The following is a 14,875-nucleotide window of genomic DNA, read 5'->3' as shown; positions in this document are numbered from 1 at the left end:
CGTGTCCTCAGCTGGCCGTCGGCTGCGCGACGCTGACCCGGCCGAACACCATCGACTCCTCGATGCGGTCGAAGCGGTGATCGATGGCGTCCAGGACGTAGTTGTGCCGCACATTCCAGGGCCGTTCGGTACCGGACTTCGGTAGCTCGTGGCCGGTGCGCTGCACGTAGCCGGCGTTGATGTTCCACGCCGGCTTCTCCTGCATCGGCCGCTCCCCCAGATGCGGGTAGGCGTGGGTGTAGCCGTGCTCGTCCATGTAGGCGATCAACCGGGCGAACGCGCGGGCGGTCAGATCGGCGCGCAGTGTCCACGAGGCGTTGATGTAGCCGATGCACCAGGCCACGTTCGGCACGTCTTCGAGCATGTGCTCCTTGTAGACGAACCGGTCCTGCGGTTTGAACTCCTCGCCGTCGATGCTCAACGCGGCGCCGCCGAGCGCCTGCAGCTGGATCCCCGTCGCGGTGATGATCACGTCGGCGTCGATCCGCTCCCCCGACCGCAGCACGATCCCGGCGGTGTCGACGTAATCGATCTGGTCGGTCACCACGTCCAGGCGGCCGGCGCTGATCACCTCGTAGAAGTCATCGTCCAGCATGGCGCACAACCGTTGGTCCCACGGGTCGTAGCGGGGGTTGAAGTGCACGTCGACCGGATAGCCCTCGGGCAGGTTGCGTTTGGCGTGGCTTCGGATATAGCGCCTGCTGAGCTTCGGCGCCAACCGGGCGAACCCGTAGACGAAGACCGTGAACAGCGTGTTGTAGAACCGCGCAGCGCGGTAGGCGGTCCGCTTCGGCAACACCTTCCGCAACGCCTGCACAACGGGGTTGATCCGCTGGGTCGACAACATGTAGGTGGGTGAGCGCTGCAGCATGGTGACGTGGCCGGCCTTCTCGCTCAGCGTCGGGATCATGCTTACCGCCGTTGCACCGCTGCCGATCACCACGATGCGTTTACCCGCGTAGTCCAGCGACTCGGGCCAGTGCTGCGGATGCACCACGTCACCGGCGAACTCGTCGAGGCCGGGGAAATCCGGCTGGAACGGTTCGTCGTAGTTGTAGTAGCCGGTGCCGAAGAACAGGAACCGCGCGCGGTAGGTCTTCGGCGCCCCGTACTGCTCGGTCTGCACCGTCCACGTGTCGGTTGTCGAATCCCAATCCGCCGACAGCACACGGGTGTTGAAGCAGATGTGCTTGTCGATGCCGTGCTTTTGGGCCGTCTGCTCCAGGTAGTCGCGGATATCGGGCCCGTCGGCGACGTTCTCCGGGCGGGTCCACGGCTCGAAGGGGTAGCTCAGCGTGATGATGTCGCTGTCAGAGCGGATACCCGGATAGGTGTGCAGATCCCAGGTCCCGCCGATCCGCGCGCGTCGTTCCAGCACGGTGTAGGACGCCGTCGGGTTCTTCTCCTGCACGCGGTAGGCGGCGCCGATTCCCGAGATCCCCGCACCGATGATCAGCACGTCGGAGTAGTCAGCCAACTCGCCACCAGTCTGCTCTTCGCCCAAGCGCTCATCGCCACTCATCTCGAACCTCCTTTGGTCCTGCTGAGTACCACGATATGTGTCAGCGACCCAGCGCGTCGACGATCTCCGCCAACGACGCGACCGCGATGGGTCCCGGCTGGTAGAGGCAGATGCGGTGAGAGACGCCGTCGACGCGGTCGCGGATGTGCGCGGCGACCTGCGCGGGGCTGCCACATGCGGCGATGGTGTGCAGGATGTCGTCGTCGATCAGGGTCGCCATCTCCTGCCAGCGGCCCTGTTTGGACAACGCATTGAGTTCCGGCTGAAGTTCCCCCCAGCCGTGTACGTCCAGGACCGGGCGGTACGCCGGGGTGGACCCGTAGAACGAGAGCAACCGGCGCGCCGCCGCGTGGTCGTCGTCGTCCACCGACACGATGATCTCCGGAACGACGGCGAAGTCCTCGGCGCGACGGCCGGCGGCGGCCAGCCCGTCACGAACCGCCGGCATCGTCACCTCGTGCAAGAACCGCTTCGTACCGAACGGCATCACCAGCAGGCCGTCGGCGACCTCGGCGGTGGCCCGCGTCAACCGTGGGCCCAACGCGCCCAGGTAGATCGGCGGCGGTCCGTACGGGTTGGGCCCGGGGTCGAAGGTCGGCGTCATCAGGGTGTGCCGGTAGTACTCGCCGCGGAAATCCAGCCGTCCGCCGCTGTTCCACGCGTCGAACACCGCGCGCAGCGCTCCGACCATCTCCTTCATCCGCGCCACCGGTCGGTCGAAGGCGGCGCCGTAGCGCTTCTCGACCTGCGCGCGCACCTGCGTGCCCAGCCCCAGAATGAAGCGGCCCTGCGCCAGCAGCTGCATGTCGTTGGCCTGGTGCGCGAGCTGGATTGGATTGCGGGGAAAGGCGATCGCCACGTTGGTCATCAAATCGAGGCCGGACACCGTCGAGGCCAGCGTCAACGGCGCGAACACGTCGTGTGGGCCCTCGAAGGTGAACACCCCACTGGCTCCGGCCTCGCGTAGCGCCTGCGCCCGCTCGATCGCATCGGTTGGGCCGAACAGCGCTGTCATCACCCTCACGACGTGAGAGCCTAACCGGGTGACTACGCCTGTCCTGCCCGCCCGCGCCGACGTCGTGGTCGTCGGCGCCGGGTTCGCGGGGCTGACGGCGGCCAGGGATTTGACGCGACTCGGCCACGACGTGCTGGTGCTGGAGGGCCGCGGCCGGGTCGGGGGTCGTTCGATGACCGCGACGATCGCCGGGGTGCCGGTCGATCTCGGTGCGACGTTCGTCGGCCCGACGCAGGACGCCGTGGTCGCACTCGCCGAAGAGCTCGGTTGCCCGACCGAACCGACCTATGTGCGCGGCAAGAACCTCATCCACTGGCGCGGCCGGGTGCGGTCGTATCGCAGTACGATTCCGCGGCTGTCGATTCTCGAGCTGCTCGACGTGTCGCGCATCCAGTGGCGGTTCGACCGGGTCTGCCGCCGGGTGCCCGTCGATGCGCCGTGGACCTCCCCGATCGCCGACACCCTGGATTCCAAAACTCTCGACGACTGGCTGCGCTACGTGCGCGCGAGCGCGTCGACGCGGGATCTGATGGCGATCATGGCGCGGGTGACGTGGGGCGCCGAACCCGACGAGGTGTCGATGTTGCACGCCGCGCGTTACGTCAAGGCTGCAGGCGGTATCGGCCGCATGCTCGACGTCGAAGGCGGCGCCCAACAGGACCGTTTTCCGGGCGGCACCCAGCAGATCGCGTTGCGGATCGCCGATGAGCTTGGGCCGCGGGTGGTGTTGGGCACCGTCGTGCGCCGCGTCGAACGCCATTCCGACCGCACGCTGACCGTGGGTTGTGACCGTGGCGCCGTCATGGCCAAAGCGGTTGTGGTGGCTGTCCCGCCGGCGCACCGCGGCGGTATCGAGTTCCACCCCGAGCTGCCGCCTGATCAGGAGAAGCTGGTAAACCATTGGCCCCAGGGCAATCTCAGCAAGGCCTATGTCGCCTACGAGACACCGTTCTGGCGGGCCGGCGGATGTTCGGGTGAGGCGCTCTCCGACGAGGGACCGGTCTTCATCACGTTCGACGTCAGCCCCGGCGACGACGGCCCGGGAATCCTGTTGGGGTTCACCGACGCCCGGGCATTCGACGCGCTGGCCCCCGAACAACGCCGCGAACGCGCGCTGGCCGGTTTCACGGCGTTGTTCGGCGAAGACGCGGCACACCCAATCGACTACCTCGACCATCGTTGGAGTGCAGAGGAATTCGCCCCCGGCGGCCCCACTGCGGCGGTACCGACCGGGTCGTGGACCACGTACGGGCCGTGGCTGCGCAAGCCGGTCGACAACATCTTCTGGGCGGGCACCGAAACCGCCGACAAGTGGAGCGGGTTCCTCGACGGGGCAGTGCGCTCCGGTAAGCGCGCCGCCGAAGAAGTGCACCGCGCGCTGACGGCCTAGGAGCTCACGCGGCGCTTGGCAGCGACCGACTCGACCAGTTGGCGCAGCTGGCTGTTGACCTCCTGCGGGCGCTCCAGAATGGCGCAGTGCCCGCCGGGCAACTCGACGTACTCGGCCAGGTTGGGCACCTCCTTGGCGATGCGCCGAGCCGACGTTACCGGCAGCAGCCGATCCTTCTCGCTGCCGATCACCAGCGTCGGCACGACGAGGTTCTTGAGCCCGATGTGCTGAGGACCCAGGTGGTCGACGAGCGTGCGGGCCCAGCCGCCGCGGCCTGCGGCAGGCGTGGCGGCGAACAACTCGTGCACGAACGCCGCGATCGCGGGGTCGGCGTCGCGGCCCACCGCCAGCATCGACAGAAAACGCTGGTTCGGACCGTAGATGGCACGCGGTACCGGCGTCGCGCCGAACGTCTTGAGCAGCGTCCCGGCGGCGGCGATCCGGGCGCCCGCAAGCGCCCCGGGCACCGGCAGCAACTGCACGTCGCGCAGCAGGTCACCGGTGGTGGTGTTGATAAGCGCGACGGCGGCCGCACGGTCTGAGACCCGGTGGGGGTAGCGCTCGGCCCACGAGGTGATCGCGATGCCGCCCATCGAGTGGCCCGCCACGACGGCGCGTTCACCGGGCTCCACCGTCGCATCGAGTACGGAGTCGAGGTCAGCGGCCAGGTGTTCGAGGCTGTAGCCGCTGCGGCGCGGGGGGACGCTGCTGCGGCCGTGACCGCGGTGGTCGTAGGCGATCACCCGGTAGTCGCGGGACAGGTCGGTGATCTGGTGGGCCCACACCCGCAGCGCGCAGGTGATGCCGTGGGCCAGCACGATGGGCTGGCCGTTGTCGGGCCCAAAAACCTCGGCGTGCAGGCGGGTGCCGTCCGTCGCGCGCACGGTGACGGGCCGACCCGGCGGTAGTGCCTGGGCGGGGGCGAAAGCTCCTGCCTGCATGCTTGCGGTGTGACCGCGTCCCATTGGTGCTCCGATCGATCTCAGCAACGCTGCCTGGATAAGTTAGCTTATCTTCGCGTCTGGGTGGCGAGTAGCACCGAAACGCCCCTTTGGGCGGCGAGCCGGGGGCCGGGCGTCCGGGCAGGTTAAATGGGCACCATGCGCGCAATTCAGATAGCCAGCCTGGACGGGCCGCAGGCCGCCAAACTCGTCGAGATCGACGAGCCCGACGGCCGCGACGCCGTTGTCGTCGATGTGCACGCGGCCGGTGTCGCATTTCCCGACGTGCTGCAGTCCCGTGGGCTCTACCAGTACAAACCGGAGATGCCCTACACCCCGGGCGGTGAGGTGGCCGGCGTGGTGCGCAGCGCACCGGTCGATGCGCACGTGACCGCAGGTGACCGGGTGGCCGCGTTGACCATGCTGTGCGGGGGGATGGCCGAGGTGGTCGCGCTGCCCGCCGAACGGGTCTTCAAGCTGCCCGACAACGTGTCGTTCGAAGCCGGCGCCGGTCTGCTGTTCAACGACCTGACCATGCACCACGGCCTGCGGACCAGGGGCCGGCTGGCCGAGGGCGAGACCGTGCTGGTGCACGGGGCGGCCGGCGGCATCGGTACGTCGACGCTGCGGTTGGCGCCGGCGTGGGGCGCGTCGCGGGTGATCGCGGTGGTCAGTACCGAGGACAAGGTCGAGGCCGCCCGCGCCGCCGGGGCATCCGATGTGGTGCTTGCCGACGGCTTCAAGGACAAGGTGAAGGAGTTGACGGACGGGCGCGGGGTGGACATCGTCGTCGACCCCGTCGGCGGCGACCGGTTCACCGACTCGTTGCGTTCGCTGGCTCCCGGCGGCCGGCTGCTGGTCATCGGGTTCACCGGCGGGGAGATCCCGACCGTGAAGGTCAACCGACTGCTGCTCAACAACATCGATGTCGTCGGAGTCGGTTGGGGCGCATGGACTTTCACCCATCCCAACTATCTCGCCGAGCAGTGGGCCGAGCTGGAGCCGCTGCTGGCGTCGGGCACGGTCACCGCACCCGAACCGGTGATCTATCCGCTCGAGCGCGCCGCGGATGCGATCGCCGCGCTGGAGGACCGCACCGCCAAGGGCAAGGTCGTCGTCACGGTCCGCTAGCGCCGGTGATTTGTGGAGTGTTGACCGCGCTCACCGCGGCTGCGGCTCCACAAACCGCGTCAAGGCAGCAGGTCGCGCTTCACCTGCAGCCGGCGCAGCTTGCCCGACGTCGTTCTGGGCAGCGTGCCGGGACGCACGAAGATCACATCGGCCGGGACGATGCCGCACTCTGATGCGACACGTCGGGCGATATCGGCGCGGACGTCGGCCTCGTCGGGTCCGCGGAACTCCGCGACGATCACGATGCCGGGCCGCACCGAGCGCTCACCGACACCGACGGCGACGACGGCCCCTTCACGCACCCCGGGCGCCGCCGCGGCCACCTGCTCGACTTCGGCCGGAAAAATGTTGCGGCCGGCGACGGTGATCAGTTCCTTGGCGCGTCCGCACACCACGAGGCCACCGTCGACCAGGTAGCCCAGATCCCCGGTGGGAAACCATTCGTCGGCGCCCAGCGATTCACCGCCGCGATAGCCCGACATCATCGACGACCCGCGGATCATCACCTCGCCGATTTCCCGCCCGTCGCGTTGCGCGCCCTCGTCCGCGCGCGGTTCGATGCGTACGGACATGCCCGATATCGCCTCGCCGAGCACGGCGTGGCCGGCGTCGTCGACGAGCAGACCGCGACCGGGTTCGGGAACCGTTACCGCACAAGTCGCTTCGGCCAGCCCGTAGGACGGCGCCAACGCGCCCGCATCGAACCCGAAGCGAGCCATCTCGTCGGCGAACCGCGCGGTGAGCTCACAATCGACGGGTTCACCACCGTTGAGCGCGAACCGCAAGCTGCCGAGCTCGACCTCGGTGACCCGGCGCGAATACTTGCCGATCAACCCGTAAGCCATGTTCGGCGCGGCGGTGATGGTGGCCCGGCTCTCGGTGAGCCAGTTCAACCAGCGAAACGGCGACGCCTGAAACGCCGCCGTGGGCGCCTGCCACACGTCGGTGCCACCCAGCGCGCCGGCGAGCAGAAAGCTCAGCCCCATGTCGTGATACAGGGGCAGCCACGAACAGCCGACCTCCGCCGACGTCACGCCGATGCGCGCGTTGAGTCCGCTGAGGTTGGCCAGCACCGCGTCCGGTGAGAGTTGCACGGTGCGCGGAGTGCCCGTCGATCCGGCGGTGCCCTGCAGGACCGCCACCGCAGCCGGATCGTTCGGGGCGGCGAAGCTCGTCGAACGGCGCACGGGTGCAACGGAGCTGAGTTCCTTGACGATCAGCGGCGCGTCGGCGCTCGACAACCGCTCGAGGTGAGAGCCGTGGCTCAAGACGTGGCTGATTCCCATGCCGGCAAACCGGGTCAAGGTGGTGTGAGCCCACTGATCCGCGTCGGCGCCGCGCACCGGGCCTGGGCCGATCGTGACCGCGACGCCGGCCTGGAAGGCACCCAGGATCGCCGCGATCAACTCGACGGTGGGATCGCCGGCCAGCCCGAGCGCGGTGGCGTCATCGTTGCGCAGCCACTCGGCGACGTTCTGTGATCGGGCATGCACCTCCGGCCACGGATGGCGCACCCACTGCCCGTCGTCGAGGACGACCAGACACCTGTCGCTGCTCGATAACCGCTCGGCAAGCGCGGCTGCCAACGAGCTCATCGCACCTCATATGTCTTGATCGGGAACCGGCAACGTCCACACCGTTCGCTACCGCAAAGTTAGTGGATCGGGGCCCGGGGTAAAACAGCTACATCCGTGGGCCTGCTGTGCGGGTTCGATGACCGCCGGTAGTTTTAGCTCTGCGGCTTGTCACGGGCGGCGTCGACGAACGGTATGGAGGTTGTGTGAAAGCCCTTCTGAAGATGTTGGTGTTGGGGCTTCTCGAGATCACGGTGTTCGGCCTGGTGCTGTTCGGTCTGGCCGGCACGTTCGACTACTGGCAGGCGTGGGCTTTCCTGGCGGTGTTCGCCCTTTCGACATGGCTGCCCAGCATGTACCTGCTTCGCACGGATCCCGATGCGCTGCAGCGGCGTAAGCACGCGGGTCCGGTGGCCGAAACCCGCACGGTGCAAAAGCTGCTCATCGCGGGGTGGTACCTGTCACTGGCGGCGATGGTGCTGGTTAGCACCCTCGACCACCGGTTCGGCTGGTCGGAGGTGCCCGCGGCGATCAGCATCGCCGGCGATGTCCTGGTGGCCGTCGGGCTCGGTATCACCAGCCTGGTGGTGATCCAGAACAGCTTCGCGGCCTCCACGGTGCAGGTCGAGTCAGACCAGAAGCTCGTCGACACCGGCCTGTACGGGTTGGTGCGCCACCCGATGTACACCGGCAACGTGATCACGATCCTCGGCTTTCCGTTCGCCCTGGGCTCCTACTGGGGGCTGCTCGCCGTGCTGCCGGGAGCGCTCACGCTCGTTCTGCGCATCGGCGATGAAGAGAAGTTGCTCATCGACGAGCTGGACGGCTACCGGGAGTACGCGCAGAAGGCGCGTTATCGCCTGGTGCCGCTGCTGTGGTGATGGGCGCTATGACTCGCCGGTCGGCCTGACGGATTCGTCCATCAACCGGCTCAGGCTTCGCACCGTCGGGGCCTCCAATAACGTTGGCACAGTGAGGTGCACGTCAAGGGCGGTGTTGATGGCGGCGACCGCCCGCATGGCCGCCAGCGAATCCCCGCCCAGATCGAAGAACGACTCGTCGACACCGACGCGGTCCACGCCGAGCACCTGGGCGTAGATGCTTACCAGGATCTGTTCGACCAACGTCGACGGTGCGCTGTAGGCGGCGCCGGGGTCGCGGGCTTCCGGTGCCGGGGTCGCCGGTTTGCTCCACCGGTTCAGCCGAGAATGCCTGCCGGGCTTCAGCACATCCATCGCCAGCAGCCGCCGGCTCGGGTGGGCCGTCATCGCCACGAGCACCTGTTTGAACCGTTCGATCAGCGCTTCGATGCCCGCTGCGTCGAACACTTCGGTGTCGTACTGGACGCGTAGCTCGAGTTCGCGGCCCGGACCGGCCTGCACCGCAAGCGGATAGTGGTAGAAGTCGCGGCTGCTGAACCCGGTGATGGCCAGCCCGTCGACGGCCGGCGCGGTGCCGGTGTCGGTCGGATAGTTCTCGTAGACGAAGACGGTGTCGAAAAGCCTTTCCTGGCCGGTGATGCGGTGGATGTCGCTGAGCGCCAGATGCTGGTGCTCGAGGGTGTCGTTGTGCACGTTTTGCAGCTGGTTCAACAGGTCCGACGGTGTGGTGTCGGGTGTGAGGGTGGCGCGCACCGGCACCGTGTTGATCAGCAGGCCCACCATCGAGTCCGAGCCCAGCACCTCGGGCGGCCGACCGGACACGACGGTGCCGAACGCCACGTCGTGCTGTTCAGTCAGCGAGGCGAGCAGGACCGCCCATGCGGCCTGCAGCACGACGTTGACGGTGGTGTGGTGTGACCGTGCCAGCTTGGTGACCCCGCGGGTGGTCTTGGCGGGAACCCGGAACACCTCGACGCTGCGCCGCGCGAACCCGAGCTTCTGCGGTGGCCCGACGAGGATCGGGGTCTCGAAGCCGGCGAACAGTTCACGCCAGGCTGCTTGTGCGGCGGCGTGATCCCGCTCGGACAGCCAGGCCATGAAGCTGCGGTAGGGCGAAGCCGCCGGCAGCCGGTGGCCGTGGTAGCCGGCGAAGATCTCCTGCATGAGGATCGGCATCGACCAGCCGTCGAGCACGATGTGGTGGTTGGTCAGCACAAAGCGGTGGCGCTGCGCGCCGACACGGATCAGCGCCACCCGGAAGGGCGGCTGATGCACCAGATCGCACACCGCGGCGCGTTCGTCGGCGCAGATCCGTTCGATCTGCTCGTCGACGCCGGAATCGGCTGTGACGTCTTCTAATTCGACATATCGCCACGGTGCGACCGGATCGGCGGGTATCAGCTGCAGCGGTTGTTCGAACTGTGCGCAGAACCGGGCGGCCAGGTGCGGGTGCCGGGTGACCACGGCCTGCACGGCTTCGCGGAGCCGGTGGGCGTCGAGCGGCCCACTCAGCGCGATGTCGAGTTGGACCGCGTACACATCGTCACCTGAGGAGTTCGCGATGCCGGCGTGGTAGAGCAGGCCCTGCTGCAGCGGGGTCAGCGGCAGCACGTCGGCGATCGGAGACTGGCGGTGCAGTTCGTCGATCTGCTGCTGGCTCAACCGGACTGGCGCGATATCGGACGGTGTCAACCCGCCGCCGCCGCGTCGGACGTGCGCGCAGACACCGGCCAGCGCGTCGAACCACAACCGGCTGATGCGCGTGACCGCCGTGCGGTCCAGCGCCGACGGCGCCCACGTCCATGTCGCGTTCAGGTGCGGGCCGGTGTCGGTGTCGATGGTGGCGGCGTTGAGTTCGACGGTGTGCATCAGCGCGATCGGCATCGCGGCCGCCGCGGCGGTCATCGACAAGCCCTCCTGGCTGAACCGCCACACGTCACCGGATGCGTAGGCTGCCGGAGCGCCAAGGCGCCCAAGGTAGTTGAACCCGATGACCGGGTCGGCCCCGGCCAGGTCCGCATCGGGGTTCAGGTAGCGCAGCAGCCCGTAGGTCAGCCCGTCGGGCAGGGACCGCAGCTGCTCCTTGGCGTCTTTGATCACCGCGCCCAGCGCGGCGTCCCCGGCGACCACCTGCGTCCAGCGCAACCCGCCCAGGTTTACCGCCACGGGATATTTGGCGGTGAACCAGCCCACCGTGCGGGACAGGTCGATGTGTCGATCGGCGCTCTCCCCCCCAAGCGGCAAGTCTTCGTCTCGGCCATGGCCCTCGACGTCGATGGCGATCGGCGCGCCGTCGGTGCCCAGGTATTGCGTCCACGCCAACGCGAAGGCGATCAACAGGATCTCGTGCACCGCGGCGTGAAACGCGGCGGGCACCTCGCCGAGCAGCATGTGGGTGGTCTCGGCGTCGAGCAGTTCGGTCAGGTATCCGGCCGTGGCGAAGGTGTCGACCGCGGGTTGCGGGGCGGGCAGTGTCGCAGGGATCGCCGCCACCCGTCGCCACGCGTCCGCCTGGGCGACGACGTGCGGGTCGCGGGCGTGTTCGGCCAAAACCTGCGACCACCGCGCAAAGGATGTGCCGGCCGGTGGTAACAGCACCGGCTGCCCACCGCGATGCTGGGTCCAGGCGATGTTGAGGTCTTCCAGCACAATCCGCCAGGACACCCCGTCGACGGCCAGGTGGTGGATGATCAACGCCAGCTGCCCGGTGGGGGCCACCCACAGCGCGCTGAGCATCACGCCCCGCGCGGGGTTCAGCCGCGACCGCGCCGCCACCAGCTCCTCGTCGGTCAGCGCGTCCACCGAGCGCAACAAGCTTCGCGCGTCTACCGAATCGGCTTCGGGGACAGTCAAAGACCATCCGCCTGCGCCGTCGTCCTCGGCGCGCAGGCGCAGCATGGCATGCCGGTCCAGCAGGGCCTGCAGTCCCACCACGACGTCGGCTTCGGTCGCCCCGGTGGGCGCCTGCAACAGCACCGTCTGGTTGAACTCGTCGATCGAGCCGTCAATACTCTTCAACCACTGCATGATCGGGGTGGCGATCACCGGCCCCGTGCCCTCGTCGACCTCGCCGGTAGAGCTGTCGGCCAACCGGACCACCCGGGCCAAACGGGCCACGGTCTGCTGCACGAAGATGTCGCGGGGGCGCCCCACCAGGCCCGCGGCGTGGCCGCGCATGATCACCTGGATGGCCGAAATGCTGTCGCCGCCAAGGTCGAAGAACGAATCGTCGACCCCGACCCGCTCCAACCCGAGGACCTCGGCGTAGATACCGGCCAGGATCTCCTCGACGGTGTTGGCCGGGGCGCGGTAGTGGTCGACGTCGGTGTATTCGGGCGCAGGCAGCGCGCGGGTGTCGAGCTTGCCGTTGACGGTGAGCGGCAGCGCGTCCAGCGTCACCACGGCCGCAGGAACCATGTAGGCGGGCAGCCGCTCGGCCAGCTGAGCGCGCAGCCCGGCCGGGTCGTCGATGCCGGTCACATATCCCACCAGGCGTTTGTCGCCGGGACGGTCCTCGCGGGCGATCACCACCGCCTGTTCGACGCCGTTCAACTCGGCTAGCGCAGCCTGGATTTCGCCGAGTTCGATGCGGTAGCCGCGGATCTTGACCTGCTCATCGGCGCGGCCCAGATATCTCAACTCACCGTCGGCGCCCCAACACACCAGGTCGCCCGTGCGATACATCCGGGCGCCGGGCCCGCCGAACGGGCACGCGACGAACCGCGTCGCGCTCAGCCCCGCTCGGCCCACATAGCCGGTGCCCACCCCGGCACCTGCCACGTAAAGCTCCCCCACGACACCGACCGGCACCGGCCGCAGCCAGGCGTCGAGCACGAAGAAGCCCAGGTGCGCCAGGGGTCCCCCGATGGGGCTGACGGCGGTGTCGATGTCGTCGACGAGGATCTCGCGGACCGAGGCGTGCACGGTCGTTTCGGTGATCCCGTACATGTTGATCAACCGGGGCGCGTCCGGATGGGTGTCCAGCCATGTCTTGAGCCGCGGCGGCTCCAGGGCCTCACCGCCGAACACCACCACGTCAAGCGCCAGATCGGACGCCGAATCGGGGGTCAGCTCATCGATGGACTGCAGCGCATAGAACGCTGACGGCGTCTGGCTCAACACGTTGACCTGCTCGTCGATCAGCAGGTCGTGCAGCTCTTCTGGCGACCGGGCCACCGTATCCGAGACGATCACCAGCCGGCCGCCGTGTAACAGGGCGCCGAAGATCTCCCAGACGGAGAAGTCGAAGGCCAATGAATGGCTCTGTGTCCACACCTGCTTCGGCGGCAGCTCCAGTCGGGTGTCGATGGCCGCCAGCAGCCGGGTGACGTTGTGGTGCGGGATCGCCACGCCCTTGGGCACACCTGTCGTTCCCGAGGTGTAGATGAGGTAGGCGATGTCGTCGGGGCGCGGTCCCGGCAACGCGCTGCTGGGCTGGGTGATGATGCCAGGGTCGTCGATGTCGCTGCTGTCGATGACGACCAGCCCACGGCCGGAAAGCCGGTGGGCCAGATCCGCGGTGGTGAGCGCAACGACCGGGGCGGAGTCGCCGAGCACGAACTCCAGCCGCGCGTCGGGCACGGATGGGTCGATCGGCACGTAGGCCGCACCGGTCTTGAGGACGGCGAAGATTGCCGCGACCGCCTCGATCGAGCGGGGAAACAGCAACGCCACCCGTTGCCCATGGTCGACGCCGCGGCCAACCAGCATGTGCGCCAGCCGGTTTGCGGCCTTATCCAGTTCGCGGTAGGTGACCGCGCGACTGTCGAAGCTGACGGCGGCCGCGTCGGGAGTCTGGGCGACCTGCGCCTCGAACAACGCGGGAATCGAGGCTGTGGTAGTCGGCTCGGTCAGCGCCGCGCGGTTACCGATCGCGTCGACGCGGGCATGTTCGTCGGCGTCGAGGACATCGATCGCCGACAACGACCGGGCGGGGTCGGTGGTCATGGCGTCGAGCACCCGGTGCAGGCGTTCGATCAGGGCTTCGATGCTGGAGGTGTCGAACACGTCGGTGCGGAACTCGACCGTGCCTGAAATACCGGCGGCCTCACCGGTTTCGGTCCAGCGTTCGGCCAGCGAGAACGACAGATCCATGCGCGCGGTGTGGGTGTCCAGCGGCATCTGGGTAACCGCCAGATCACCCAGCGCCACCTCGCCTGCCGCGTCATCGCCCTGCCCGGGTACGTTCTGCCAGGCCAGCATCACCTGCACCAGCGGGTGGTGGGTCAGCGATCGGGTCGGATTGAGCCGCTCCACCAGGAGTTCGAAGGGCACGTCCTGGTGCTCGAACGCGGCCAGGCTGCGTGCCCGCACCTGGGCCAGCACGTCGGCGACGGTGGGATCGCCTGCCAGGTCGACCCGCAACACCAACGTGTTGACGAAGAAGCCGACCAGTTCGTCCAGGGCGGCATCGCGGCGCCCGGCGATCGGGAAGCCCACCGCCACATCGGAAGTCGCGCTGAGCTTGGCCAGCAGCACCGCCAGCGCGGCCTGCATCACCATGAAGCCTGTCGCGTTGTGCGCACGCGCCACCCGGGAGATCTGGTGCTGCAACTCGGCCGGCCAGTCCACCTCCACCCTGGCGCCGCGTTGATCGGCCACCAGCGGGTACGGCCGATCGGTCGGCAGCGCAACGCGTTCCGGCATCCCGGCCAACGCCTCTTCCCAGAAGTACAGCTGTTGGGCGATACGGCTGCCGCTGTCCTCGAGCTCACCGAGCTGGGCGCGCTGCCACAGGGTGTAGTCGACATACTGGACGGCCAGCGGCTGCCATGTCGGGGCTTGCCCGGCGCAGCGGCTGGCGTATGCAACACCCAGATCGGCCACCAGCGGGGTGATCGACCAGCCGTCGGCGGCGATGTGGTGCACGACGGCCACCAGCACGTGCTCGTCGTCGGTGACACGGAAAAGCCGTGCCCGTAACGGGATTTCCTTGGCCAGATCGAAACTGTGCCGCGCCGTTTGCTCGACCGCCTCGTCCAGCCGGCTGGCCGGCCATGCGCTGGCATCGACGACGTCCCAGCCGAACTCGGCAAGCTCGGTGGCGACAATCTGCTGCTGCGGGACCCCGTCGACGGCCGGGAACACCGTGCGCAGGCTTTCATGGCGTTCCACCACGTCGGCGAACGCCGCGCCGAGCGCATCGACGTCGAGGTGCCCTTCCAGGCGCAGGCCCACGGCGAGGTTGTATACCGGCGAGGGGCCGTGCAATTGGTCGATGAACCACAGCCGGCTTTGTGCGAACGACAGCGGCACCACCGCGGGCCGCTCGCCGGCGACCAGCGGCTCGAGTTGGTCCTCCTCGCCGCCCAACCGCTGCGCCAACTGGGCGACGGTGGGGGTGTCGAACACCGCGCTGACCACGAGGCCGGTGTCCATCGTCTTGTTGATGGCGGCGACCAGGCGCATCGCCAGCAGTGAA

At 68.2% G+C, this 14,875-nt stretch carries 8 protein-coding genes; 3 read left to right on the top strand and 5 right to left on the bottom strand.

Annotated elements, in window-relative coordinates; genetic code table 11:
• Positions 1 to 7: 7 nt before the first annotated feature.
• A complete protein-coding gene (locus ABQF13_RS24450) occupies positions 8 to 1,522 on the bottom strand; it encodes a flavin-containing monooxygenase (protein ID WP_448395394.1) in 1,515 nt (504 codons plus the stop codon).
• Positions 1,523 to 1,562: 40 nt separating this feature from the next.
• The gene (locus ABQF13_RS24445) at positions 1,563 to 2,546 is read right to left on the bottom strand and encodes a TIGR03617 family F420-dependent LLM class oxidoreductase (protein ID WP_448395393.1); all 984 of its coding nucleotides are present in this window, start codon (positions 2,544 to 2,546) and stop codon (positions 1,563 to 1,565) included.
• Positions 2,547 to 2,565: 19 nt separating this feature from the next.
• On the opposite strand from ABQF13_RS24445, the gene ABQF13_RS24440 reads away from it, so the two are divergent.
• A complete protein-coding gene (locus tag ABQF13_RS24440) occupies positions 2,566 to 3,927 on the top strand; it encodes a flavin monoamine oxidase family protein (RefSeq protein WP_448395392.1) in 1,362 nt (453 codons plus the stop codon).
• Here the strand turns inward: ABQF13_RS24440 and ABQF13_RS24435 are convergent.
• Positions 3,924 to 4,868 (bottom strand): alpha/beta fold hydrolase, encoded by a 945-nt coding sequence (locus tag ABQF13_RS24435; protein ID WP_448395391.1) that lies wholly within the window; start codon positions 4,866 to 4,868, stop codon positions 3,924 to 3,926. The genes ABQF13_RS24440 and ABQF13_RS24435 overlap by 4 nt on opposite strands.
• 159 nt (positions 4,869 to 5,027) lie before the next feature.
• On the opposite strand from ABQF13_RS24435, the gene ABQF13_RS24430 reads away from it, so the two are divergent.
• Complete coding sequence (locus ABQF13_RS24430; protein ID WP_448395390.1) at positions 5,028 to 5,999, top strand: NADPH:quinone oxidoreductase family protein; 972 nt, start codon at positions 5,028 to 5,030, stop codon at positions 5,997 to 5,999.
• A 59-nt stretch (positions 6,000 to 6,058) separates the two neighbouring features.
• Here ABQF13_RS24430 and mbtM read toward each other — a convergent pair whose 3' ends face one another.
• Positions 6,059 to 7,594, bottom strand: coding sequence for a long-chain-fatty acid--ACP ligase MbtM (gene mbtM, locus ABQF13_RS24425; protein ID WP_448395389.1), 1,536 nt, complete (start codon positions 7,592 to 7,594; stop codon positions 6,059 to 6,061).
• A gap of 203 nt (positions 7,595 to 7,797) precedes the next feature.
• Here mbtM and ABQF13_RS24420 point away from each other — a divergent pair, with 203 nt between their 5' ends.
• On the top strand, positions 7,798 to 8,454 hold the full coding sequence (locus tag ABQF13_RS24420; protein WP_448395442.1) for a methyltransferase family protein: 657 nt from the start codon (positions 7,798 to 7,800) through the stop codon (positions 8,452 to 8,454).
• Between the two features lie 6 nt (positions 8,455 to 8,460).
• Here ABQF13_RS24420 and ABQF13_RS24415 read toward each other — a convergent pair.
• The coding region (locus ABQF13_RS24415) for a non-ribosomal peptide synthetase (RefSeq protein WP_448395388.1) at positions 8,461 to 14,875 on the bottom strand (6,415 nt) is incomplete at its 5' end.

This window comes from Mycolicibacterium sp. XJ879 (assembly GCF_053483935.1).
This window is presented reverse-complemented; position numbering and strand designations above follow the sequence as displayed.

Coding starts and splice junctions, on each gene's coding strand:
- ABQF13_RS24450 (WP_448395394.1), bottom strand. CDS start 1,522: ATGAGTGGCGATGAGCGCTTGGGCGAAGAGCAGACTGGTGGCGAGTTG.
- ABQF13_RS24435 (WP_448395391.1), bottom strand. CDS start 4,868: ATGCAGGCAGGAGCTTTCGCCCCCGCCCAGGCACTACCGCCGGGTCGG.
- ABQF13_RS24430 (WP_448395390.1), top strand. CDS start 5,028: ATGCGCGCAATTCAGATAGCCAGCCTGGACGGGCCGCAGGCCGCCAAA.
- mbtM (WP_448395389.1), bottom strand. CDS start 7,594: ATGAGCTCGTTGGCAGCCGCGCTTGCCGAGCGGTTATCGAGCAGCGAC.
- ABQF13_RS24420 (WP_448395442.1), top strand. CDS start 7,798: ATGTTGGTGTTGGGGCTTCTCGAGATCACGGTGTTCGGCCTGGTGCTG.